This is a genomic window from Acinetobacter sp. 1424608 (genome assembly GCF_000588255.1).
GTDB lineage: Bacteria > Pseudomonadota > Gammaproteobacteria > Pseudomonadales > Moraxellaceae > Acinetobacter > Acinetobacter nosocomialis.
On the sequence record NZ_JFXL01000008.1, the window covers coordinates 67,245 to 91,156 of the forward strand.

Genomic DNA, 23,912 nt, shown 5'->3' on the forward strand with positions numbered 1-23,912 from the left:
TAATTTTATAGCCTTAAATAAAAAAGCCATTGTCGAGACAATGGCTTTTTTCATGTTTTAAGTACAAGGGTTCAGATTATTGTTCTTTAGCATTAAGTACTTTAAACAAAATAAACATAAGAATAATCCAGATCGGAATCATCATTACAGACTCTTTAAAGCCTTGGCTCCACATAATGTAGAGTACAACAGCAATGAAACCTAAAACCAAATAGTTACTAAATGGTGCCCAAAGTGCAGGGAAGTGAGTTTTTTGACCGAGTTTTTTCATTGCTGATTTAAACTTAAGGTGAGTCATACTGATCATCGCCCAGTTCAATACCAATGCTCCAACTACAATGTACATTAAGTGACTTAAAGCATCTTCAGGTACAAAGTAATTTAAAAGAACACAGCCAAAAATAAGTAATGCAGATAATAAAACTGCTGGTACAGGTACACCTTGTTTATTTACTTTCTTGAAAATTTTTGGCGCGTTACCCTGTTGAGCTAAACCGTAAAGCATACGGCTATTGGCAAACATCCCACTGTTATAAACAGACAGGGCCGCGGTTAAAATAATAAAGTTTAGTAAATGTGCAGCCCAACCAATACCCATTTGGCTAAAAATCATAACAAATGGACTTTTATCGAGACCGCCAAGATCTAACTGGTTCCATGGCACTAATGAAAGTAAGATCGCTAGTGAACCGATATAGAAAATCAAGATACGGAAAACAACTTGGTTAATTGCTTTTGGAATGGTCTTTTTCGGATCTTTTGCTTCTGCCGCAGCCATACCAATCAGTTCAATACCACCAAAGGCGAACATCAAGAAAGCCAACATGTAGAAGAGGCCACTAAAGCCATTTGGAAAAAATCCACCATGAGACCACAGGTTACTAAATGAAATGCTTGAACCCACATCTGCTGTAAATAGCAAATAAAGGCCAAATACAATCATAGAGATAACAGCAGCAACTTTAATAATAGCGAGCCAGAATTCGGACTCACCATAAAATTTGACGTTTGTTAGGTTAATTGCCGTAATCACGACAAAGAAGAATAAGACAGACGTCCACGCTGGAATATGAGGCCACCAATAATTAATATATTTGGCTACCGCGGTGAGTTCACTCATCGCAACCAGAACATAGAGCATCCAATAATTCCATCCAGCTAAAAATCCGGGAAATTTCCCCCAGTATTTATAAGCAAAATGGCTGAACGATCCTGCAACAGGTTCTTCAACAATCATTTCTCCCAGGTGGCGCATAATTAAAAAAGCAATTAAGCCACCAATGGCATATCCTAAAATAATGGATGGTCCCGCAGATTGAATCACTTGCGCCGAGCCTAAAAATAATCCGGTACCAATTGCTCCACCCATAGCAATTAATTGGATATGTCGATTTTTTAGTCCTCGTTGCAGTGTAGAAGATTCGTTGGTCAAAGGTCTTCACTCACTATGAATAAGTAAATTATTCTAATAGATGGATTTATTTTAGCCTAGACTACAAATTAACAAGCGGTGACTGAAAAGTAACACTAAAAAATATTTAAAATCATTAACTTGCTTTTAATAATTTAAAAATGATTAAAAAATATTCTAAAAATATATTTTTGATAGACTCTTTTTTTCATGATTTTGCTTAATTCGGTCATTGCGAGCATGAATCTAAATTCTCAAAATAAGTCTGCGTCAATACGATTGATGTATAAAAGCATAACGCTATCTCTAGATCACAAAACGATTTAAGATGAAGTGCATGACTAAACAAGTCTGTTTGTTTCGAGATATAAAAACACAATAGTAAGGATAACAGTTGATATGAGCTCAGTACCGCAAATTAAAATTCCAGCAACTTACATGCGTGGTGGAACCAGTAAAGGCGTATTTTTTAAACTTGATGATTTGCCGGAAAGAGCTCAGGTGGCAGGTCAAGCAAGAGATCAACTCTTACTACGTGTCATTGGTAGCCCAGATCCTTATGGAAAGCAAATTGATGGAATGGGTGGAGCGACTTCAAGTACCAGTAAAACCGTTATTCTCGCTAAAAGCACACAGCCAGATCACGATGTAGACTATTTATTTGGACAGGTTTCAATAGATCAGCCTTTTGTGGACTGGAGTGGTAACTGTGGTAATTTAACTGCTGCGGTTGGCTCATTTGCGATTTCAAATGGTTTGGTCGATGCAAATCGAATTCCTGAAAATGGCCTCTGTACTGTTCGAATTTGGCAAAAAAATATTCAAAAAACCATTATTGCTCATGTACCTATCACCAATGGTCAAGTTCAAGAAACTGGTGACTTCGAACTGGATGGAGTGACTTTCCCTGCTGCTGAAGTTCAAATTGAGTTTTTAGACCCAGCCGATGATGGTGAAGAGGGCGGTGATATGTTCCCGACAGGGAATGTTGTTGACCAATTAGACGTGCCTGAGATTGGCAGTTTCCAAGCCACATTTATTAATGCCGGTATTCCAACCATTTTCTTAAATGCAGAAGATTTAGGATACCAAGGTACAGAACTGCAAGATCATATTAATGGTGACGCCGCAGCGCTAGCACGTTTTGAAAAAATTCGTGCATATGGTGCTGTGCAAATGGGTTTAATTAAAGATATTTCAGAAGCAGCTGCACGTCAGCACACACCAAAAATTGCTTTTGTTTCTAAGCCGAAAAATTACACAGCTTCAAGCGGTAAAAACGTTTCAGAAAATGATGTCGACTTACTGGTTCGTGCTTTGTCGATGGGTAAACTTCACCATGCCATGATGGGAACAGCAGCGGTAGCAATTGGTACGGCTGCTGCCATTCCGGATACATTGGTAAATTTAGCAGCTGGTGGTGGCGAGCGTGAAGCAGTGCGTTTTGGACATCCATCTGGAACATTACGTGTCGGTGCTCAAGCTGAACTTACAAATGGTCAATGGGTAGTGAAAAAAGCCATTATGAGCCGTAGTGCACGTGTCTTAATGGAAGGTTGGGTACGTGTTCCGGGTGACAGTTTCTAAAAGTCATTTAAATGAAAAGCCTCTCTACGATAGAGAGGCTTTTTTACTTCTGACATCCATAACTCATCACGCACTTTTTACAGTGAATCGTGTATGATGTAGCACATGAATGTTTCATCACATTCAATAAAATTTCTCTACTGATTTTACGAGGCGACTGTGTCATCACTCTCTCAAGTTAATGCGGATGTTTTAAAACAAGCTCAACAACGTATTCAACAAGATTTATTGACAACACTCGCCGCATTTTCAATTCCTGAACCTTTAAAAAGCGCAGTACACCATGCAGTTATGCTTGGTGGAAAACGTGTGCGCCCAGCTTTGTGTTACGCCACAGCTTCTTTACAAGACAATCCAAATTTTGCTGCTGCTCGCCGTGCGGCAGTTGCGGTTGAACTTATTCATTGCTACTCGCTAGCGCATGATGATTTGCCTTGTATGGACAATGATTTACTTCGTCGTGGTCAGCCAACTTGCCATGTAGCATTTGGTGAAGATACCGCTTTACTTGCAGGTGATATTTTACAGTCGATGGCTTTTGAGGTTTTAGGGAGTCGTTTGTTTGATGAACAAGGGCAGGGAACTGATGCTGCAATTGTATTAAAGCAAATTCAAATTTTAGCAACAGCCAGCTCTAAAATGGTTTGTGGACAGGTTTTAGACTTACAAGCTGAAGCTAAACAAATTTCTCAAGATGAACTAGAAAATATCCATCGTAATAAAACGGGAGCGCTTATTCAGGCTGCCATTATGATGGGTGCAGTGACAATTTTCTCTGGAACAGATCAGGCAATTCCGAAATTGCGTCAATACGGACAAGCGATTGGACTGGCTTTTCAGGTGCAAGATGATATTTTGGACATTACCTCAAGCACTGAAACTTTAGGTAAAACTGCGGGTAAGGATGAACAAGTACAAAAGTCGACTTATCCTGCTTTAATGGGACTTGAGCAAGCACAGGTTTATGCAAAAGAGTTGCATGACCAAGCTTTTGAAGCTTTAGCGCATTTTGGTGAAAATGCAAAAGAATTAGTTGAGATTTCACAATTCCTTTTAGCCCGTACCAACTAATATAAAATCAAATTAATAATCCTGCTTATATTCATATTCAATGAATAAAGGAGATAAGAATGAATGGTGATCAGCTCCATCAAGTTGCAATAGAGATTGCGTGTAATCTTCCTTTTAGTGAGCAAAGCCAACCCTTTGGTCCAGAATGCGACGTCTTTAAAATTTTAGAAAAGGTGTTTTTATTAGTAGGGGAAGGAACGGGCACAAAAATGATTACTGTTAAATGTGATCCATATAAAAGTCAGGAATATCAGGAGCTTTATCCTTTTATTATTCCGGGGTATCACATGAATAAAAAACACTGGATCTCTATTACTCCGCATAAAAACTTAACTCGTGATTTACTTCAAGATTTGATTCGAGATTCTTATGACTTAGTCGTAAAAAAGCTACTTTTGAAAGATCAAAAAAGATTAAACAACCAATAATACTCAATATGAAAACGGCGACCATCAGGTCGCCGTTTTTATTTCAATGACTTATTGAAAGCAGTTAAATTAATTATGCTTTCCCATAATGCCACGGATTGTATTTAATACATCGGCAGGTAACACAACAGTTTTGGCATTGCTCGATTTAGCCATATCTTGCATTGCTTTAACGTACTGTTCACCTAATAGATAAGCGACAGGTGTTTCTTTATCGCCGACTGCGCTTGTTACCATTTCAATCGCTTTTTGAGATGCTTCTGCTAAGACAACTTGTGCTTCTGCATCACGGCGAGATGCTTCTAAACGACCATCTGCTTCTAAAATTGCAGCTTGCTTTTCACCGTCAGCTCTAGTCACTGTAGCACGACGTTGACGTTCAGCAGCAGCTTGAGCTTCCATAGCAGCTTGCATGGTTGAAGATGGCTGAATATCTTGAATTTCTACAGTTTTTAAAGTGATACCCCAATCCGAAATATCATCAGAAATTGCAGCTTTTAGTTTAGCTTTAATGTGATCTCGTGAAGACAGTGCATCATCTAGATCCATTTCACCCACAATAGAACGTAATGAAGTCTGTACAAGGTTTTGAATGGCCCATGTATAGTTTTCAATACCGTACACTGCTTTTTCAGGGGTTGTTAAATTGATATAAGCTACTGCATTCATAAGCAATACAGCATTGTCACGGGTAATCACTTCTTGAGATGGAATATCAAGCACAATATCTTTAGTCGTGACTTTATAAGCTACGTCATCAATATAAGGAATAACGAAGTTCAACCCTGGATTAAGCGTGGAATGATATTTCCCTAAACGCTGAACAATCCATTTATAACCTTGAGGAACAATACGTACCCCTTTAAAAATAGTAACTGCTACAAAAGCCAAAAAGGCTAAAACAATAATGGTACCAACTGGCATGAAAATAACCTCTCTTTATCTTTAATGTTTATGAAGTACTGTGGGGCTGGACAATTAAGTCATTGCCCGAAATATCAATGACACGGACTCGATCACCGACTTTCACAGGGCTAGTGCTGCGACAGTTCCATTCATCGGCCCCTAAAATAGGCATAGGGAAACGGACAATAATTTGGTCATGAGCAAGTCCCGTTTGAATCACCATACCAATTTGTCCAATGGTGGCCTCACGAGGTAAACCTGCTTTAGTTCTATCAATCGATAAGGGTTTAATAAATTTGAACCAAAGAATGGTGCATAGCACCGATAAAATAATCCACAATACAATTTGGGTTGTAAGGCTAATATCTGGAAATAACCAATAGAGAAAGCAAACCATAATGGCTGCAATACCAAACCAGAGAGCGGCAAAAGCAGGGATAATCAGCTCAGAAAGAATAAGTAAGATACCCAATACAAACCAGTGCCAAGGTTCTACAACAAACTCCATAGATCTGCTCTTTTATATATCTTTATGATGGGTAAAAGTGATCTCATATCACTTTTACCACTGTAGCAGATGATAGTAAGTGTGGATAGAAAAAAACCACCTCAATTAAAATTTAGGACGTGGAGCTGGCTTAAATGCGGCTGGAGATTTTTTGAAATTCGCTATTGCAGTTTCAATTTGACGAATTTGGCCTTGAGCAGCTTTCTCACCCTCTAAAATAGCTTCATTACTTGATTTTAAATCGAGTGTACCTAAGTGCCCAACTTTAGGTTGGATGACTACGTTTGCTAGTTTTAACTCTTCATTAATACTTTGTTGACCCATAATATTAATGGTTTGATCAAGTAATCCCCACATATTCGCTGGGCGATTTCCTGCTGGACGTGCTGAAATATCAACCGCAATCACAATATCTGCACCCATATCACGTGCTGTTTTTACAGGAATTGGGCTAACTAATCCGCCATCTACGTACTTTTGATTGCCAATAGTGGCAGGTACAAACACGTTTGGAATACTACAAGACGCACGTACTGCTTGACCTGCATTACCTTTAATAAAGTCAGCTTTTTGACCATTATCAAGACGGGTTGCTACTGCTGCAAAACGAATTGGGAATTTCTCAATAGGCTTATTGCCCACGTTACGGTTCACATAATCTTGTAGCTTTTGCCCAAGAATAATACCTTGGCGATTAAGCGTTAAATCACGAATATCCGATTCTTGTAATTTAAGTGCAAGATTTTGGAGCTGATAAGGTGTTTGCCCACTGGCATAGATACTTCCTACAAAACTACCGGCACTTGTACCCGTAACAATTTTAGGTTTAATACCATGTGATTCTAAGACCTTGATAACACCAATATGTGAAAATCCTTTTGCTCCACCGCCGCCTAAGGCAAGTGCAATAACTGGTTCGCGTGCTTTAACTGAAGTGGTCGGTGTTGGTGTTTTGCTGAATTTATCACAGCCGAATAGGGCTAAAGAGATAAATCCGATACTGGCAAATTGAGCAATTTTCATCTTTGAAAAACAATCTATAGCAAGATAAATTAAGATGGCCCATCAGACCAGATTCGCTCAATTTTTGCTAGGTTTTTTTCACAAGATTTTGTAAAGGTTCTGCAAGCCAATTACGATTTTTCGGTGATATTTTTCCATCATAACGCTCAAAAATTTTGGCGAGATCTTCATCATAATTTCCGCTAGGAGTTAAATAGCCTAAGCAGTGAATAGTCTTGCGATCATAATCAAAAGAGAACATCACAATCGGGATATTAGCCTTTGCAGCAATATGGTAAAAGCCACTCTTCATTTTTTTTGCTTTCTTACGTGTGCCTTCTGGCGCCATTCCAATCCAGATTTTGTCATAATCCTGAATGGTTGCAACCACCTGTTCAGTCAGTCCATTGGCAGAGTCACGTTTTACCGGAATAACACCTGCCCAATCTAAAACACGTTTAAAAGGAGGCTTAAATAAGCTGTCTTTACCTAGTACTGTAATTTGAATGCCAAGCCCAAAAATAGCTAAAAAACCATACCAGCCATCAATATTGGATGTATGAGGAGAAATAATCGCTACAGCCTTGGGAAAGTTAGGAACTTCACCTTCTATGGTCCAGCCTTGAGCCAAAAAAAGTTTTTTAAATAATGCTCGACTTAAAGCATTACCACGTTGAGGGACCTGTGGAGGTAGTTTAGGGAAATGTTGTTCCATATTTTTAAGTTTTAAATCATCCTTTGTTTTATCTTAATCTTTTGAAATCTATGCTTCATTGGCAAAATGTAAGACTACGCATGGTATTTCATGTTATTACCGCACAAAGAAATAAAAGTAGGTATATATGTTTCGACAGCAAAATCTTTATCTTTTGCTATTTTCCTTATATTGGGCGCAAGGTTTACCTGTGGGTTTTATGACCCATGCTTTGCCCGTAATATTAAGAGCTCAAGGTGTATCACTCGCGCATATTGGTGGTTTTGGGCTGCTTATGTTGCCTTGGTCAATCAAAATATTTTGGGCACCGTGGGTGGATCGACACGCAATTTCCCATTTAGGTCATTATCGTAGCTGGATTTTACCCACTCAGCTTTTGACGGTGGCAGTACTTTGTATTTTATCTTTTTTTCCTATTCAGACTTTAGATCAGCCTTTGTACTTATTTATATTTTTTATTGCACTGTTATTTATGAACTCGACGGGCGCAACTCAAGATATTGCAACCGATGCTTTAGCTGTCAATTTATTACAACATGATCAGCAACATTGGGGAAATACATTTCAAGTTGTAGGCTCTCGGCTTGGTTTTATTGTAGGTGGGGGAGCTGTGTTATGGTGTTTAGATTGGTTGTCATGGCAGCCAACTTTTTTATTATTAGCTGCTTTAGTATTTATCAATACTCTACCTGTTTTACTATTCAAAGAACCTCCTCATACTTCTCATTCTGACAATCAATCTAGCCAGCCAAATTTATTGATAAAAATTAAGTCTTATTTGAGTTATTTTTCTCAAAATAAAGAGCTTCGCTTTTGGTTAATGGTACTTATCACTTTTAAAGTGGCAGATGGCTTAGCTGGGCCATTACTTAAACCTTTAATGGTTGATATGGGATTAAGCTTTACCCAAATTGGTGTTTACATCACTATGCTAGGTGCTGTTGCTGCTTTAGTGGGAGCATTTATTGCAGGGTGGGTGCTAAAGCACTTTTCTAGACCAGCTACATTAATTAGTTTTTCAATATTAAAAATTATGAGCTTAGGTGCTTATGTTTATTTGGCCTATGCTTATGAGCAGAAGATAAAAATAAATACATGGCTTATCTATTCTGTAAATGCTTTGGAAGATGCCTTTGCTGCCATGCTATTAGTTGTAATGCTAACCTTGGTTATGCATTACAGTCGAAAGAACTATGCGGGTACCGATTTTACTTTTCAGGTTTCGATTATGGCGACTGTAAGTGGGGGACTTTATACCTTGAGTGGAATCATTGGAGATGTACTTGGTTATTTCCATTATTTGATAGCTATTGTCACTATTGCTGTACTATTTTTAATTCCTATTTACGTATGGAAGGCAGTAAAAGCTGTATAAAAAGTGATATTAAGTTGATGAAATTAAGAAACTTAATTCATATTAAGTTAAGCTAAAAAATTGTGCTTATAACTTTATTCATTCTTTTAAAAATGTATATTTTTAGCTATTCAAATGGCTTATTAATTGTGCCATCTTGTTTGGGTAGCAAATGGACGCTAGAAAGGAAAAAAGGATGGAAGTAACAAGAAAAATTATGTGAATCAAGCAACGTCGGTAAAAAAATATTCACTTAGACGGTTTATTAGCCTAAAGTCTAAAAAAGAATAATGAAATAATGATTTAATCATTCTATAAGATAAGAGAGTTGTGTAGGATTCGTTACAACATGAAGTCAAGGTAAAAGTTCTGTAAACAAAAGTATGTCTTGCTTCTTTTGATTTGGAATTTTTAATCTTACCCAGCGTTAAAATTGGTTTTTGATTGCGGTAATAAAATTAATGCAATCAAATTTGGAGAATAGTTGATTTTTTAGTGCTCAATGGTCACCGAATCAACTTGGCATGGATAAGCAACATAAAATATATTTTTAGGAGTTTTTGATGGATCTATTCCTTAATCGTAAATCGTTTGTTGTTAAAAGTTTAGCTATTACAGTAACAGCTTTAATGATGAGTGGGGCAAATGCGGCGACCTCTGAAAAAGAGGAAATTCAAAAACTTCGTCAAGAAGTTGAAGCATTAAAAGCATTAGTTAAAGAACAGCGCCAAGTACAGCAGCAACAGCAACAAGTACAGCAACAACAGCAAGTGCAGTTAGCTGAAGTTAAAGCACAGCCTCAACCTGTTGCTGCACCAGCTTCTCCATTAGCAGGTTTTAAATCTAAAGCTGGTGCTGATGTAAACCTTTATGGTTTCGTTCGTGGTGATGCTAACTATATTATCGAAGGTGCGGATGATGACTTTAATGCTGTAGATAAAGTTGGTGGTAAAACTGCTCAAACACAAGATAAATTACGTGCTACAGCTAAAACCACACGTCTTGGTTTAGATTTTAATACGCCTGTGGGCGATGCTAAAGTAGGCGGTAAAATCGAAGTTGACTTCGGTGGAACAAACGATGCATTCCGTATTCGTCATGCTTATGTAACGTATAATGACTGGTTATTTGGTCAAACGACGTCTAACTTCTTATCAACTCATGCACCAGAAATGATCGACTTCTCGACAAACATTGGTGGCGGTACAAAACGTGTTCCTCAAGTACGTTATAGCTATAAATTAGCACCTGCAACTCAATTGTTTGTTTCTGCTGAAAAAGCTGATAGTTCATCATCAGCTACAGGTGATAGCCTTAAATATCGTCTACCTGCATTAACTGCTAAAATCACTCAAGGTTATGCAGAGGGTAAAGGTTCTGCATCAGCTCGTGTTTTAGTAGAAAACTACAAATCACAGCTTGCTGACGATAATAAAACTGGCTGGGGCATTGCTGCAGGTACAGACTTCAAAGTTTCAGATCCTTTAAAAGTATTTGCTGATGTTTCATATGTGGTAGGCGATAATACTTATTTATATGGTAGTAATGCTGCGTATGCTGTAGCTGCTAATAAAGATATTGAGCAAAATAAATTTGTTGCTGTACAAGTAGGTGGTACTTATAAAATCTTACCTAACTTGCGTTCAACTTTAGCGTACGGTGCACAGTTTGCAGATGATGGTACAGATTTTGCCAGCTTAAATGCATCTGCTAACGAAAAAGTTCAACAAGCATGGATTAACTTTATCTATTCGCCTGTTAAACCAATTGATTTAGGTCTTGAATATATCAATGGTAAACGTGAAACGTTTGCTGGCCAGTCTTATAAAGATAACCGTATTGGTTTAATGGCTAAGTATAGCTTCTAATTTCTCAATGCTTCTTAGCTAAGTGAGTCGAGATTCATATGAGTCTCGACTCATTTTTTTTAATTGAAATAAATAAGTAGCGTAAAGCCGTTAAAAATGGTTTATACCGATCATTCTATTATTTAAGTCATTTTTAAGTTTCAATTTTTACAGTAGAGCATCATAAAAAAAGGTCGTAGTAACCAGAGATGCTGAGTTTTTTTTCTACATTAAGAAATAAGCAGATTTCCCTGTTTATGTTCAACTTCATTATAGCCATTTGGTTAGGTGCAATTCTAAATTTTGGTTTTTATAAAAAAGTTCATTTGTTAACGCCATATTTAGGTATAAAAGCGACCTTTTTCTTAGCGGCTACTGTAGTGATTGTTGTTGCTACCTATTATGCGGCTTTACAAATTTTAAACTGGAAATGGACGGCCAAAATTTTTGCCATTTTACTTGTATTTATTGGTGGTTTTAGCTCGTACTTTGTAAATACTTTAGGTGTCATTATTTCACCTGATCAGATTCAGAATATTGCTCAAACAGATGTTGCTGAAGCTACAGATTTACTGTCTTTGCGTTTTGGGCTCTGGACAATCTTCTTTGTTATTTTACCTATTTTTTTAATTACTCAGGTAAAACTCAAATCAGAAAAAATACTTCCGCTTTTGCTTAAAAAAGTACTTTCAATCGCTCTTGCATTTGCCGTTGTAGGCGGTTTGTTGTTTGCATATTATGTTGATTTTGCAGCGATATTTAGAGAGCATCGTGATTTAAAAGGAATGATCTCTCCTCAAAACACTATTTCTTCGGTGATGTCTTATTATCGTAAAAAAGCGCCTAAGAAAAATCTTCCTCTTGTGAAGTATGGTGAAGATGCCCATCAAGTTCAACAAACTCAAAAAGATTTACCTAAACTCATGGTACTTGTAGTGGGCGAAACTGCACGTGCAGAAAGTTTCTCGCTCAATGGGTATGCTAAAAATACAAACCCAGAGCTTTCTAAACAAGATATTTTAAATTTCTCTCAAGTGAGTTCATGTGGTACGGCAACAGCAGTTTCTGTGCCATGTATGTTCTCTGGTATGCCACGTGCTGATTATGATGAGCAATTGGCAAGCCATCGTGAAGGCTTACTAGATATTGCAAAACGCGCAGGCTATCAAGTGACTTGGATTGATAACAACTCGGGTTGTAAAGGTGCATGTGATCGTGTTGAACAATACCAGATTCCAGAAGACTTAAAGCAAAAATGGTGTAAAGATGGTGAATGTCTTGATGGTATTCTCATTGATAGCTTAAAGCAGTATTTGGCCTCTATTCCGAAAGATGATAAACGTCCACGTTTAGTTGTATTGCATCAGATGGGTAGCCATGGACCAGCATATTACAAGCGGGCACCTGAGGGATATCAACCATTTAAACCAACTTGTGATACTAATGCGATACAGGGTTGTTCACCAGCTGAGCTATTAAATAGTTATGATAATACAATCGTGTATACAGACCATGTATTAAGCCAAATGATCAATACTTTAAAAGAAGTATCGAATTATCAAACAGGTTTATGGTATTTATCTGATCATGGAGAATCGACAGGTGAGCATGGTATGTATTTGCATGGTTCGCCTTACTCAATCGCACCGAGCCAACAAACACATATTCCAATGATTATGTGGTTCTCTGATGGCTGGAAACAACATAATCTTGCTCAAGTAAATTGTTTAAACCAACAAACTAAACAAAAGTTAAGTCAGGATAATTTATTCCCAAGTTTGTTAAGTTTGCTGGATGTACAAACTCAGGTCATCAACCCTCAACTGGACATGTTGCACTCTTGTGCCCATGTAAACTAAAGCGAGCCTAGAACATGACAAAAATCTTGATGATTGAAGATGATTTTATGATTGCAGAATCAACAACGACGTTGCTGCAATATCATCAATTTGAGGTGGAATGGGTCAATAACGGTTTAGATGGTTTGGCCCAATTAGCAAAGAATAAGTTTGATCTCATTCTTTTAGACTTGGGATTGCCAATGATGGATGGTATGCAAGTTTTAAAGCAGATCCGTCAAAGAGCAGCAACACCAGTCTTGATTATCTCTGCACGTGACCAACTGCAAAACCGTGTTGATGGTTTGAATTTGGGAGCAGATGATTACTTAATTAAGCCTTATGAGTTTGATGAATTACTCGCTCGTATTCATGCCTTATTACGCCGTAGTGGCGTAGAGGCTCAACTTGCAAGCCAAGATCAACTACTAGAAAGCGGTGATCTGGTTTTAAATGTTGAACAGCACATTGCAACATTTAAAGGGCAACGTATTGATTTATCGAATCGTGAATGGGCAATCTTGATTCCGCTTATGAGTCATCCAAATAAAATTTTCTCAAAAGCTAATTTGGAAGATAAGTTATATGACTTTGATAGTGATGTGACCAGCAACACGATTGAGGTATATGTCCATCATTTAAGGGCTAAGTTGGGTAAAGACTTTATTCGAACTATCCGAGGACTGGGTTACCGTTTAGGGCAATCATAATTTAAGATTTCGGGACTTCATGAACGTGCATTATTCATTAAAAAAACGACTGATTTGGGGCACCTCAATTTTCAGTGTCATCTTAGGTTGTATTTTAATTTTTAGTGCTTATAAGGTTGCACTTCAGGAAGTCGATGAAATTCTAGATACTCAAATGCAGTATTTAGCGGAAAGAACGGCTGAGTATCCCTTAAAAACAGTAAGTAGTAAGTTTGATTTACATCGAACTTACCACGAAGAAGATTTATTTTTAGATATTTGGGCTTATAAAGACCAAGCGAATTTATCTCATCATCTTCACTTCTTGGTTCCTCCAGTGCAACAAGCTGGTTTTTATTCACATAAAACCGCTGAAGGTGTAGTCCGAACATATGTTTTACCGTTGAAAGACTACCAAATTCAGGTCAGTCAACAAGAGCGGGTTCGTGAAGCTTTCGCATGGGAGCTTGCCGGCAGCATGTTCATTCCATATTTAATTATTTTACCTTTTGCGATATTTGCCTTGGCCGCCATTATTAGTCGTGGTTTAAAACCAATAGATGATTTTAAAAATGAGTTAATGGAGCGTGATTCTGAGGAGTTAACACCAATTGAGGTGCATGATTATCCTCTAGAACTTTTGCCTACGATTGATGAAATGAACCGTCTGTTTGATCGTATTTCTAAAGCACAAAATGAACAGAAGCAATTCATTGCTGATGCTGCTCATGAACTAAGAACACCTGTTACTGCATTGAACTTACAAACCAAGATTTTGTTAAGCCAGTTTCCTGAGCATGAATCGTTGCAAAATTTAAGCAAAGGTTTAGCTCGTATTCAGCATTTAGTGACGCAGCTTTTAGCGTTGGCAAAGCAAGATGTAACTTTAAGTATGGTTGAACCTACTGGCTATTTCCAGCTCAATGATGTGGCTTTAAATTGCGTTGAGCAGTTGGTTAATTTAGCCATGCAAAAAGAAATTGATTTAGGCTTTGTTAGAAATGACCCTGTCGAGATGCATAGTATTGAACCTACCGTACATTCGATTATTTTTAACTTAATTGATAATGCAATTAAATATACACCACATCAGGGGGTAATTAACATTTCAGTTTATACCGACCCAGATAACTTTGCTTGTATTCAAATCGAAGATAGTGGCGCAGGTATAGATCCTGAAAATTATGATAAGGTGCTTAAACGTTTTTATCGAGTACACCATCATCTTGAAGTGGGAAGTGGTTTAGGCTTATCAATTGTAGACCGTGCAACTCAAAGACTTGGTGGAACTCTAACTCTCGATAAAAGTTTAGAACTTGGTGGTCTTTCAGTTTTAGTGAAGTTACCTAAGGTTTTACATTTACATGAAACAAGAGCTTAACTAAGCTCTTGTTTTAATTGTTTTTCGAACTCAAAGCGATGAATACAAATCGCATAAAAGAAAATGTTCACTGCCCAAACAATCCAACCTGTCCATAAGTTATGACTTAGGAAATGTGCTCCTCGCATCATTTGTGCCCAACCCATCATAAATCCTAATAAAATGCCTGAAAATAAATAAAAATAAGCTCGTTTTGGTTGTTCAAGACGATAAACAAAATAACCGGTCATTATGATAAATCCAGCACTGGCATGACCACCTGGAAAACAATGACCATGTTTTGCTGTAAAGTCCCAAATATAGCCACCTAAACTATTAGGATGAACCATATTCCAAGGGCAGGCATGAGCAGATTGTGATTTTAATAAACCAACAACACCGCTACCAATCATGCTGACAAAAAACATATAACCATATTGCCAGCGATAGATTTTTAACTTTTCTACTTTAAATGAAGCAAGCCACAGACCAAAAAAGATGACATAAACCGCAGTGATAATGTCTTTTACGATTTGATGATTAAGCCTTTCGAGATACCAATTTTCCCGATTAAAAAATTGACCAGTTGAATCAATCCAAGGTTGGATGAGGTACATATCAATTTTTCCACCCACTGGGAATACGAATAAAAGTATAAAAAAGCTGATAGCAAGAAAAATAAGCTGAAGCTGAAAAAAATGTTTTTGTTGATTCATTGTGTTTTAACATCAATTTAAGCGTGAATTGAAGGCATTACATAAAATAAAACTTAAATTGTTCTTAAACTAAACAGGATTTCATCTTTAAATCTTAGAAAAATATTCAATTTAATATATTTTTCAATATATTAAATTGAATGTATGGAAAACTAAAAGTGTAGTTTTTAATCAAGGAAAGTTATTTTTAAACTAAGAGGTTTTATTTGTAAGAGGTATATGAAGCAGAATATTTAAATCCTGCTTCATAATCATTGAATCAAAACATGCCTTCTTCAGAGTTGGCAGAGATTTTATGAATAGACAAATCTGCACCACGAAACTCATCTTCTTGAGATAAACGAATACCAATGGTCGCTTTAAGGATGCCATAAACAATAAAACCGCCAGCAAGTGCAATAGCAATCGCGAGTACTGTACCAATGAGCTGTGAGGCAAAAGATACACCGCCTAAACCACCTAGCCATTTTTGACCAAATAGTCCCACTGCAATACCGCCGAATGCACCGCAAACGCCATGTAAAGGCCATACACCTAGTACATCATCTACTTTGAGTTTATTTTGAGTATAGGTAAAGAGGTATACGAACATGGCACCAGCTATACCACCAATAACAAGTGCACTCACGGGATGAACAATGTCAGATCCTGCACAAATAGCAACTAAACCGGCAAGTGGACCATTATGTAAGAAACCTGGGTCATTTTTCCCAATTGCATTTGCTGTAATCGTTCCGCCAACCATTGCCATAAGTGAATTAATAGCAACTAGCCCAGAAATAGCATCAAGACGTTGAGCACTCATTACATTAAAGCCAAACCAGCCCACGATTAAAATCCATGAACCAAGTGCTAAAAATGGAATTGAAGAAGGAGGGTGAGCACTTACACGACCATCTTTCTTATAACGACCAGAACGAGCACCTAATAAAATAACCGCAGCGAGTGCAATCCAGCCACCCATTGCATGGACTACAACTGAACCGGCAAAGTCGTGAAAAGCTGCGCCAAAAGTTGTTTCTAACCATTTTTGTAGACCATAGTTACCATTCCAGACCATACCTTCAAAAAAAGGATAGACCAGACCAACTAAAGCGAGCGTTGCTATTGCTTGTGAACGCATTTTGGCGCGTTCTGCAATACCACCTGAAATAATTGCAGGAATTGCCGCAGCAAAAGTCAGTAAAAAGAAGCAGCGCATTAAGTTGTAACCATGATCACTTGCTAGCGCTGTACCATCATGGAAGAAATGCTGGCCATAAGAAATGTAATAACCAACAAAGAAATATGCGATTGCGGAGAGGGCAAAGTCAGTCAGAATTTTACTAAGCGCGTTCACCTGATTTTTGTGGCGAACTGTACCAAGTTCCAAGAATGCAAAACCTGCGTGCATGGCAAGAACCAAAACTGCACCAAGTAACAAGAAAAATAGATCTACATTTTGCATAGCATGCTCGAAAAAAGTGCTAAATTCCATTTTGGAACAAATCTGGGTCTGTAAATTGCACCAAAATAGATTTAAGGAACCTAAAAACCTAAGTTTGCCGAAACAAACTCAATTGCATAGAAGTGAATATGCAATAAGCGCACCAATTTGGATTGTGAAATTAGTTTTTGGCGATAAATGGTGCGTTAATTTGCTTAAAATAGGCTGTAATGGCACATTTTTATGATAAAAGTCTCCCTTAGGGACAGGGATGGGCTGAGGGTAATTTAAATGGAAAATACTAAACAGATTAGACTCAATTATTAGCATTTGCCAAAACTATACCAAATAGGGCTACAGATGCAGAAAAAATAATGTGAGAATTACTTCATGCTAAAATACTCATAAATCTTAAACTTCGTTGACAGTGTGTGATTACACAATAGATTATTTATTTTTACTCTTATGAAATTAGGCGGAAGATAGGGTGAGTTTATCAAGAAAATTAAAAAGCTCTTGAATTGACATTATTTTTGGTAGGTCTTGATCTAAATTAATCCAATAATCTTTATTAAGGCTTGGTATCCATTCAGGATCAGGCAATATTGCTATTGAAAAAATTTTATCAGCATAAGAGTAATCATAATTTTTACCTATTGGATGTTCAATAATAAATTTTTTTAAGCTTTCAATCTGTTCAAACTTATCTTGTATCAAAGAATTTCTAGCAATTTGAGTTGAGGGTTTTCCTAAAAATAAATCGACTGGGCTCTCTATACTTCGGCAATCACATAAAATAATGCTATTATTAACTCTAATAACTAAATCAGCTTCACGTTCTTGTTGAAAATTATTTTTTAAAATTCGATCTTTTAATAAAGTGTATCCATTTTTCTCTACAAAATTTCGAGCAATCCTTTCTAATTCAACACCTCTTTCAGTTTGATTTTCTCTAACACCAAAAAATAAATTTCTTAAAATAGTTGAAAAACCTGCAACATCAATTAAGGATCCAAAAGTATTTTCTATTATTAAGGGGCGAGGTCCAAATGACCAAATAGACATAATACTTTGCTGTTCTTTATCTAGTATATATTCATCTAATATTTTAGGTAGTACTTCGTCAATTTCAGTTGAGGAGAAACCAAAATGTAAAATTTTTGTTTTTAATTCAGTGAATAAGGCATCTTTATTTAAAGGAAGAATAGTATAAGATCTTTGTAATATAGAAAATAATTTTATATTTTTATCTAGATCTTGAGAATTTGTCGATTTATCTAGTCCCCTATGTTCAATGAAAACATCTGATAATGCTTTGAAAAAACTTAAGCAAAATTTAATCGAATACTTCTTCTTTTTTTCAAAAGGCTTTTCTAAAACTTTATGTGAATCAACAAAATTGTCTATATTTACATATTGTGGATAAAAATTAGTTATTACGTTAGAAAATTTTTTATCACTACATATCTGCGAAAATCGTACGAAATTATCATTATATACCGTATAAAAGAGATTATTGTTTGACTCTATTTCATCGTAAGTTATTAAACCTTTAGCTGTTGGTAAATATTTAAAATTAATAGATATTCTTCTATCATATGAAGATATAAGCTTATTCAAATCATCGGTACGGCTCTCTCTCCAAAAAAAATTTTCACATGTGCTTAATTCTCCACCTTTTGCGATAGATCGCATATTAGCTGTTGTTTTCCAATATTCATAAGCAATCCCTTCTAAGAAATATATATTTTTGTGATCAATTTTTTTATAGTCTTTTAAGATAATTTCACTTTTTTTAGTGTATTGATTCCAATACTCTTCTATTTTTTGATCTGAAAGACCAATATCTTTATGCGATTCATAAAATAAGCCATCAAGTATCTCATTATAGTGTAAGTCTTTCGTTAAACACAGGTCAACTTTATCTAAATCTCCAAATTTTAAAAATGCTATTTCCATGAAATTTCTAACAATATTGATAGTCATGGGACTTACTGACTCATTATCTTTTACTATTAAATGAAGTACATCAACTCCAACTCGACGATATAAGTGAATCCAAAAACTTGGGGAATGTGAGCTAATAATTTCCTTCAGAATAGCTTCTAAATGAAACAAATATTGTTTTAAAAAATTGAAAGCATCATCTCCAGATTTTGGGATAATAGTGTGTTCTTGATAAAACTCGGATCGTAATTTGTAACGAAGTTCTAACACCTCTATTTTAATATTTTCTAAATATTTTCTTATAAAAAAGTTGAAAGCAACTTGATAGTACTCTCGAATGTGTATATCACCTTGAGTAAACTTTTTTTGATTTTTTTTAGTTCGAAATTTTTTACGAGGTTTTTTTGATTTAGGCATGAACTTATAAGTGTAAAAGGCTGAATAATCAGCCTTTTATACACAAATTGGATTAAATTAACAACACCTTAAAGCGCAGCAATTTGCTCCATGTTTGCTTTAACTTTCTCTAACTGAGCAGCAAACTCAGCAAGCTTCGCTTTTTCACCTTCAACCACCGCTGCTGGTGCTTTAGATACAAAGCCTTCGTTTGCAAGTTTGCCCGCGATTTGGTCGTGTTGCTTTTGGATTTTATCTAAGTCTTTTTGCAAACGAGCAAGCTCAGCTTTAGGGTCAATTAAGCCTTTCATTGGTACAAATACCGATGCATGACTAACAACGCTTGAGCAAGATAAAGGTGGTTCTTGGTCTTTATTCAAGAACTCAATGCTTTCAACTTTAGCCAATGCTTTGAACAATGCTTCAATACGAATGATTTGTTCACGTTCAGCATCAGATGTGTTTTGAAGTAATACTGGCAACAAGCGCGCATTACCTAAGCCCATTTCACCGCGAATGTTACGTACCGCACCAATCAAACCTTGAAGCCATTGCATATCTGCTTCAGCTTGTTCATTGATTTTCGCTTGCTCAGGAATAGGGTATTGAGCAGTCATAATCGTTGGGCCGCCTTGACCAAGCATTGGTGCAAGAGTCTGCCAGATTTCTTCTGTCAAATACGGCATTAATGGATGAGCCAAACGTAAAGAAGCTTCCATTACAGCAAGCAATACACGGCGTACTTCAGCTTTACGCTCTTCTGAAACTTCTGCATCGTTCAGAACCGGTTTAGTTAACTCAACGTACCAGTCACAGTATTCATTCCAGATAAAGTCATAAATTGCTTGAGCAGCAAGGTCTAAACGGTAAGTTGCAAATGCTTGATGTACAGCAGCTTCAGCTTTTTGCAGACGGCTGATAATCCATTGTTCTGGAAGTTCCCATAGATCAGGACGTGCTTCTTGACCAACAGTTTGGCCTTCAACATTCATCAGAACGAAACGTGTTGCATTCCAAATTTTGTTACAGAAGTTACGGTAACCTTCAACACGTTTTAAGTCGAACTTGATGTCACGACCAGTGTTTGCAAGGGCACAGAACGTGAAACGAACTGCGTCAGTACCATAAGCATTAATGCCTTCTGGGAATTCTTTACGCGTTGATTTTTCAATCTTCGCAGCATCTTTCGGGTTCATTAGGCCAGTCGTACGTTTTGCAACTAAGCTTTCTAAATCAATACCGTCAATCAAGTCTAATGGGTCAAGTACGTTACCTTTAGACTTCGACATTTTTTGACCTTCACCATCACGTACCAAGCCGTGAACGTAAACTGTCTTAAATGGAATTTGAGATGAACCATCTTCATTTTTCATGAAGTGCATGGTCATCATGATCATGCGGGCAACCCAGAAGAAGATAATGTCAAAACCAGTCACCAACACGTCAGTCGGATGGAAAGTTTTGAGTTCAGGCGTTTGTTCTGGCCAGCCTAAAGTTGAGAATGTCCAAAGTGCAGATGAGAACCATGTATCAAGTACGTCTTCGTCTTGTTTAAGCTCAACATCGGCCGCGATGTTATTTTTCGCGCGAACTTCTTCTTCGCTACGGCCAACATAGATGTTGCCATCAGCATCGTACCAAGCTGGAATACGGTGCCCCCACCAAAGCTGACGTGAAATACACCAGTCTTGAATGTCACGCATCCATGCCATGTACATGTTGCTGTACTGCTCTGGAACAAACTTAATACGACCATCTTGAACCGCCTCAATTGCAGGCTCAGCAAGAGGTGCAATTTTTACATACCATTGGTCAGTCAATAATGGCTCAATAATCACACCTGAACGGTCACCGCGTGGCGCTTTTAAGTCATAAGGTTGGATTTGGTCTAACCAGCCTTCAGCTTCCGCTTGAGCAACTAGTTTTTTACGTGCTTCAAAACGCTCTAAACCAGCATAATCTGCAGGTGCAGTAATGGTTTTAGAAATTTGTTCGCCAGCTTTGGCAATGTATTCAAACTCACCTAAAACTTCGGCGTTTTTGTTGAAGATATTGATAATTGGCAAGCTATTGCGTTTGCCTAATTCATAGTCGTTAAAGTCGTGAGCAGGCGTGATTTTTACACAGCCGGTACCGAAGTCTTTTTCAACGTAGTCATCGGCAACAATTGGAATTAAACGACCCGTAATTGGCAATACAATATTTTTACCAACAAGGTGTGCATAACGCTCATCTTCAGGGTGAACAGCAACAGCAGTATCACCAAGTAATGTTTCAGGACGAGTCGTTGCAACTACAAGATAGTCTTTGCCATCTTGAGTTTTAACTGATTTATCTTCAAAGAAATATTTAAAGTGCCAAAGTGAGCCTTTTTCTTCTTTGCTTTCTACTTCAAGGTCAGAAAGAGCAGTTTGAAGTTTAGGGTCCCAGTTTACAAGGCGCTTACCACGGTAAATTAAACCGTCTTCGTGTAAACGAACGAATACTTCTTTAACGGCGTTTGATAAACCTTCATCCATCGTGAAGCGTTCACGTGACCAGTCTACAGACGAACCTAAACGACGAATTTGTTTGGTAATTGTGCCGCCAGATTGTTCTTTCCATTCCCAAACTTTTTCGATGAACTTTTCACGGCCTAAGTCGTGACGAGTTACACCTTGTAAGCCAAGTTGACGCTCAACCACCATTTGAGTTGCAATACCAGCATGGTCAGTACCCGGTTGCCACAAAGTGTTTTTACCCATCATACGGTTATAACGGGTGAGGGCATCCATAATGGCATTGTTAAAGCCATGGCCCATGTGCAAACTACCAGTGACGTTTGGTGGTGGAATCATGATACAGAATGATTCACCGTGACCAGAAGGTTTGAAGTAACCTTGTTCTTCCCACGTTTTGTACCACTTCTTTTCGATCTCGGTTGGATCGTAGGTGGTGGCAATATTTTGAGCGGTTTGAGCGTCAGTCATAGTAGCTTAGATCGAATATGCATAAAAAATTGCATCTATTGTAGCAAAAAATTGCCTCGAAATTAATGTGCTGAAAACAGATAAACGGTTTTGTATTTTTTTCAAAAAACGGTAGATTTATGAAGCATGGATCACAATTTAATCGTGTAGCGGCACGGCAGAAAAATTACAAAAGAATTGATAAGGGATGCGATATATGAGCTACAAAGTTTTTTTAAAGATTTCCGATTCAACCTATACCCAATTTGCTTCAATTCGAGAGAAATTACACGCAGGGGTAAAAGAAAGCCAATCTAAAGCATTAGGTAGTGTTCTTTCCGATTTATCTTGTGAAATTATTGAGCAAGTTTTCTCAGTATTGTTAAAGGATGAGCAAGACAACTCTACTATGACTGAAAAACAGCGCCATGAGTCCGAGAAAGTTCTTCAACAAATTTTAGATACTTTCCGAAAGTATATGCCTTGGTCAGTCTCTTTTTTCGGCAATGAGCGTCTTTTGCCTTTAGTTGATTATATGACCTCGCTTATGAAAGAGCGTGAGCAAGATGTTTATATTACTTACCCAATCACACCACAACTTGTGCAACAGGCCCAAACACTGACTGAACAAATACGTGCGGGCAATATGCAAAGCGTAGAAGAGGCTTTTCAGACCTTGATTCAAATTGTGGATTTAGGTGTAACAAGCCTAGTACGTGAACCTAAAAAACGTTTAAAATTTAATTTGGTTGTCGACAAAACCCTAAATGGGGTCATTAATATGACAACGCATTTGGGCTATAAACGTTTGGAAAAATTGGGGACGCAGGTTGATCAGACCACAGCAACTCATTATATCAATCATTTTTTGGCCTTCATGCATCAAGCAGCATAATTTAAAAAGATAATAGGAAGTCAAAATGGCCAAACTTGATACTTTGCAAAATAAAGTGGTGTGGATTACTGGAGCATCTTCCGGTTTAGGTAAAGCTTTAGCTGGTGAGTTTGCTTTGCAAGGGGCTCAAGTGATTTTAACTTCGCGTCGCTTTGAAGAGTTAGAAGAAGTTCGCGTTGGTTTACTCCATCCGGATCAGCACTTATCGGTAGTTGCAGACATTACCAATCAAGAGCAAGTTCAAGAGGCTTATGAGCAGATTTTAAAAGCAAAAGGACGAATTGACTGGCTTATTAATAATGCAGGTTTAAGTCAGCGTGCTCTAATTCAAGACACCACAATGGAAACTGAAAGAGCCATTATGGAAGTCGATTATTTCTCACAAGTGGCATTAACCAAAACTGTGCTACCGACCATGCTTAAACAAAGGTCTGGCCGAGTCGTATTTGTGTCGAGTGTGGCAGGCCTTCTAGGTACGCAGTACCGTGCAAGTTATTCGGCTGCTAAAGCTGCTATTCACATGTGGGCCAACAGTTTACGTGCCGAAGTTGCCGATCAGGGTGTTGAAGTTTCTGTTATTTTCCCGGGCTTTGTAAAAACTAATGTTTCGTTTAATGCGTTAAATGGCGCAGGGCAACCTCAAGGCCATCAAGATGAAGCAATCGAAAATGGACTAGAAGCCGATGTTTTTGCAGAACAGTCAGTTAAGGCATTAATGCAAGGACAAGAATATATCGTGGTAGGCGGTACTAAAGAAAAATTAGGTGTGATGGTTTCCCGTATGTCACCGAAATTACTCTATAAAATGATTCGAAAAACAAAAGTGAAATAAAAAAGAGATTTTGCCGTGCTAAATTGATGGAAAAAC

19 protein-coding genes are annotated in these 23,912 nt (G+C 37.4%); 10 read left to right on the top strand and 9 right to left on the bottom strand.

The genetic code is table 11. The features are described 5' to 3' along the window. Positions 1 to 76: 76 nt before the first annotated feature. Entirely contained in the window at positions 77 to 1,432 is a 1,356-nt protein-coding gene (locus J678_RS13695) for an amino acid permease (protein WP_002014084.1), read from the bottom strand. 378 nt (positions 1,433 to 1,810) lie between these two features. Between J678_RS13695 and prpF the strand changes: the two genes are divergently transcribed. The 3 genes from prpF to J678_RS13710 all read left to right on the top strand — a co-directional run bounded on the left by prpF (position 1,811) and on the right by J678_RS13710 (position 4,497). Further along, positions 1,811 to 2,998 carry a 2-methylaconitate cis-trans isomerase PrpF gene (gene prpF, locus J678_RS13700; protein ID WP_017393849.1) on the top strand — a complete coding sequence of 396 codons (1,188 nt, stop codon included), beginning with the start codon at positions 1,811 to 1,813 and terminating at the stop codon, positions 2,996 to 2,998. 159 nt (positions 2,999 to 3,157) lie between these two features. Next, a complete protein-coding gene (locus J678_RS13705; RefSeq protein WP_000097114.1) occupies positions 3,158 to 4,069 on the top strand; it encodes a polyprenyl synthetase family protein in 912 nt (303 codons plus the stop codon). A gap of 59 nt (positions 4,070 to 4,128) precedes the next feature. Next, entirely contained in the window at positions 4,129 to 4,497 is a 369-nt protein-coding gene (locus tag J678_RS13710) for an MmcQ/YjbR family DNA-binding protein (RefSeq protein WP_017393848.1), read from the top strand. A gap of 69 nt (positions 4,498 to 4,566) precedes the next feature. Here J678_RS13710 and J678_RS13715 read toward each other — a convergent pair whose 3' ends face one another. The 4 genes from J678_RS13715 to J678_RS13730 all read right to left on the bottom strand — a co-directional run bounded on the left by J678_RS13715 (position 4,567) and on the right by J678_RS13730 (position 7,628). Next, positions 4,567 to 5,421, bottom strand: coding sequence for an SPFH domain-containing protein (locus tag J678_RS13715; RefSeq protein ID WP_002051299.1), 855 nt, complete (start codon positions 5,419 to 5,421; stop codon positions 4,567 to 4,569). Between the two features lie 28 nt (positions 5,422 to 5,449). Continuing rightward, positions 5,450 to 5,911: an NfeD family protein gene (locus tag J678_RS13720; RefSeq protein ID WP_004885442.1), complete on the bottom strand. Its 462-nt coding sequence runs from the start codon at positions 5,909 to 5,911 to the stop codon at positions 5,450 to 5,452. Positions 5,912 to 6,016: 105 nt separating this feature from the next. After that, the gene (locus J678_RS13725) at positions 6,017 to 6,934 is read right to left on the bottom strand and encodes a patatin-like phospholipase family protein (protein ID WP_004705841.1); all 918 of its coding nucleotides are present in this window, start codon (positions 6,932 to 6,934) and stop codon (positions 6,017 to 6,019) included. A gap of 67 nt (positions 6,935 to 7,001) precedes the next feature. Then, positions 7,002 to 7,628: a lysophospholipid acyltransferase family protein gene (locus J678_RS13730; RefSeq protein ID WP_004885444.1), complete on the bottom strand. Its 627-nt coding sequence runs from the start codon at positions 7,626 to 7,628 to the stop codon at positions 7,002 to 7,004. 127 nt (positions 7,629 to 7,755) lie between these two features. On the opposite strand from J678_RS13730, the gene J678_RS13735 reads away from it, so the two are divergent. From J678_RS13735 to J678_RS13755, 5 genes are all read left to right on the top strand, one after another. Beyond that, entirely contained in the window at positions 7,756 to 9,003 is a 1,248-nt protein-coding gene (locus J678_RS13735; RefSeq protein ID WP_017393847.1) for an MFS transporter, read from the top strand. A gap of 542 nt (positions 9,004 to 9,545) precedes the next feature. After that, entirely contained in the window at positions 9,546 to 10,850 is a 1,305-nt protein-coding gene (locus J678_RS13740; protein ID WP_017393846.1) for a DcaP family trimeric outer membrane transporter, read from the top strand. Positions 10,851 to 11,038: 188 nt separating this feature from the next. Continuing rightward, positions 11,039 to 12,688: a phosphoethanolamine transferase gene (locus J678_RS13745; protein ID WP_017393845.1), complete on the top strand. Its 1,650-nt coding sequence runs from the start codon at positions 11,039 to 11,041 to the stop codon at positions 12,686 to 12,688. A 14-nt stretch (positions 12,689 to 12,702) separates the two neighbouring features. Next, on the top strand, positions 12,703 to 13,377 hold the full coding sequence (locus tag J678_RS13750) for a DNA-binding response regulator PmrA (RefSeq protein ID WP_002051287.1): 675 nt from the start codon (positions 12,703 to 12,705) through the stop codon (positions 13,375 to 13,377). Between the two features lie 25 nt (positions 13,378 to 13,402). Then, positions 13,403 to 14,737, top strand: coding sequence for a two-component system sensor histidine kinase PmrB (locus J678_RS13755; protein WP_004712203.1), 1,335 nt, complete (start codon positions 13,403 to 13,405; stop codon positions 14,735 to 14,737). On the opposite strand, the gene J678_RS13760 is transcribed toward J678_RS13755, so the two are convergent. The 4 genes from J678_RS13760 to J678_RS13775 form a co-directional block, all read right to left on the bottom strand. Further along, complete coding sequence (locus J678_RS13760) at positions 14,734 to 15,432, bottom strand: phosphatase PAP2 family protein (protein ID WP_017393843.1); 699 nt, start codon at positions 15,430 to 15,432, stop codon at positions 14,734 to 14,736. The genes J678_RS13755 and J678_RS13760 overlap by 4 nt on opposite strands. A 259-nt stretch (positions 15,433 to 15,691) precedes the next feature. Then, on the bottom strand, positions 15,692 to 16,879 hold the full coding sequence (locus J678_RS13765; RefSeq protein WP_025466166.1) for an ammonium transporter: 1,188 nt from the start codon (positions 16,877 to 16,879) through the stop codon (positions 15,692 to 15,694). A 450-nt stretch (positions 16,880 to 17,329) separates the two neighbouring features. Then, entirely contained in the window at positions 17,330 to 19,222 is a 1,893-nt protein-coding gene (locus J678_RS13770) for a hypothetical protein (protein WP_017393841.1), read from the bottom strand. A gap of 68 nt (positions 19,223 to 19,290) precedes the next feature. Then, a complete protein-coding gene (locus J678_RS13775; protein ID WP_017393840.1) occupies positions 19,291 to 22,170 on the bottom strand; it encodes a valine--tRNA ligase in 2,880 nt (959 codons plus the stop codon). A 196-nt stretch (positions 22,171 to 22,366) separates the two neighbouring features. On the opposite strand from J678_RS13775, the gene J678_RS13780 reads away from it, so the two are divergent. Further along, entirely contained in the window at positions 22,367 to 23,044 is a 678-nt protein-coding gene (locus J678_RS13780) for a hypothetical protein (RefSeq protein ID WP_002051408.1), read from the top strand. Between the two features lie 25 nt (positions 23,045 to 23,069). Then, on the top strand, positions 23,070 to 23,876 hold the full coding sequence (locus J678_RS13785) for an SDR family NAD(P)-dependent oxidoreductase (RefSeq protein WP_017393839.1): 807 nt from the start codon (positions 23,070 to 23,072) through the stop codon (positions 23,874 to 23,876). Positions 23,877 to 23,912 lie beyond the last annotated feature (36 nt).

Coding starts and splice junctions, on each gene's coding strand:
- J678_RS13765 (WP_025466166.1), bottom strand. CDS start 16,879: ATGCAAAATGTAGATCTATTTTTCTTGTTACTTGGTGCAGTTTTGGTT.
- J678_RS13735 (WP_017393847.1), top strand. CDS start 7,756: ATGTTTCGACAGCAAAATCTTTATCTTTTGCTATTTTCCTTATATTGG.
- J678_RS13715 (WP_002051299.1), bottom strand. CDS start 5,421: ATGCCAGTTGGTACCATTATTGTTTTAGCCTTTTTGGCTTTTGTAGCA.
- J678_RS13740 (WP_017393846.1), top strand. CDS start 9,546: ATGGATCTATTCCTTAATCGTAAATCGTTTGTTGTTAAAAGTTTAGCT.
- J678_RS13780 (WP_002051408.1), top strand. CDS start 22,367: ATGAGCTACAAAGTTTTTTTAAAGATTTCCGATTCAACCTATACCCAA.
- J678_RS13710 (WP_017393848.1), top strand. CDS start 4,129: ATGAATGGTGATCAGCTCCATCAAGTTGCAATAGAGATTGCGTGTAAT.
- J678_RS13770 (WP_017393841.1), bottom strand. CDS start 19,222: ATGCCTAAATCAAAAAAACCTCGTAAAAAATTTCGAACTAAAAAAAAT.
- J678_RS13750 (WP_002051287.1), top strand. CDS start 12,703: ATGACAAAAATCTTGATGATTGAAGATGATTTTATGATTGCAGAATCA.
- J678_RS13725 (WP_004705841.1), bottom strand. CDS start 6,934: ATGAAAATTGCTCAATTTGCCAGTATCGGATTTATCTCTTTAGCCCTA.
- J678_RS13720 (WP_004885442.1), bottom strand. CDS start 5,911: ATGGAGTTTGTTGTAGAACCTTGGCACTGGTTTGTATTGGGTATCTTA.
- J678_RS13760 (WP_017393843.1), bottom strand. CDS start 15,432: ATGAATCAACAAAAACATTTTTTTCAGCTTCAGCTTATTTTTCTTGCT.
- prpF (WP_017393849.1), top strand. CDS start 1,811: ATGAGCTCAGTACCGCAAATTAAAATTCCAGCAACTTACATGCGTGGT.
- J678_RS13785 (WP_017393839.1), top strand. CDS start 23,070: ATGGCCAAACTTGATACTTTGCAAAATAAAGTGGTGTGGATTACTGGA.
- J678_RS13730 (WP_004885444.1), bottom strand. CDS start 7,628: ATGGAACAACATTTCCCTAAACTACCTCCACAGGTCCCTCAACGTGGT.
- J678_RS13745 (WP_017393845.1), top strand. CDS start 11,039: ATGCTGAGTTTTTTTTCTACATTAAGAAATAAGCAGATTTCCCTGTTT.
- J678_RS13775 (WP_017393840.1), bottom strand. CDS start 22,170: ATGACTGACGCTCAAACCGCTCAAAATATTGCCACCACCTACGATCCA.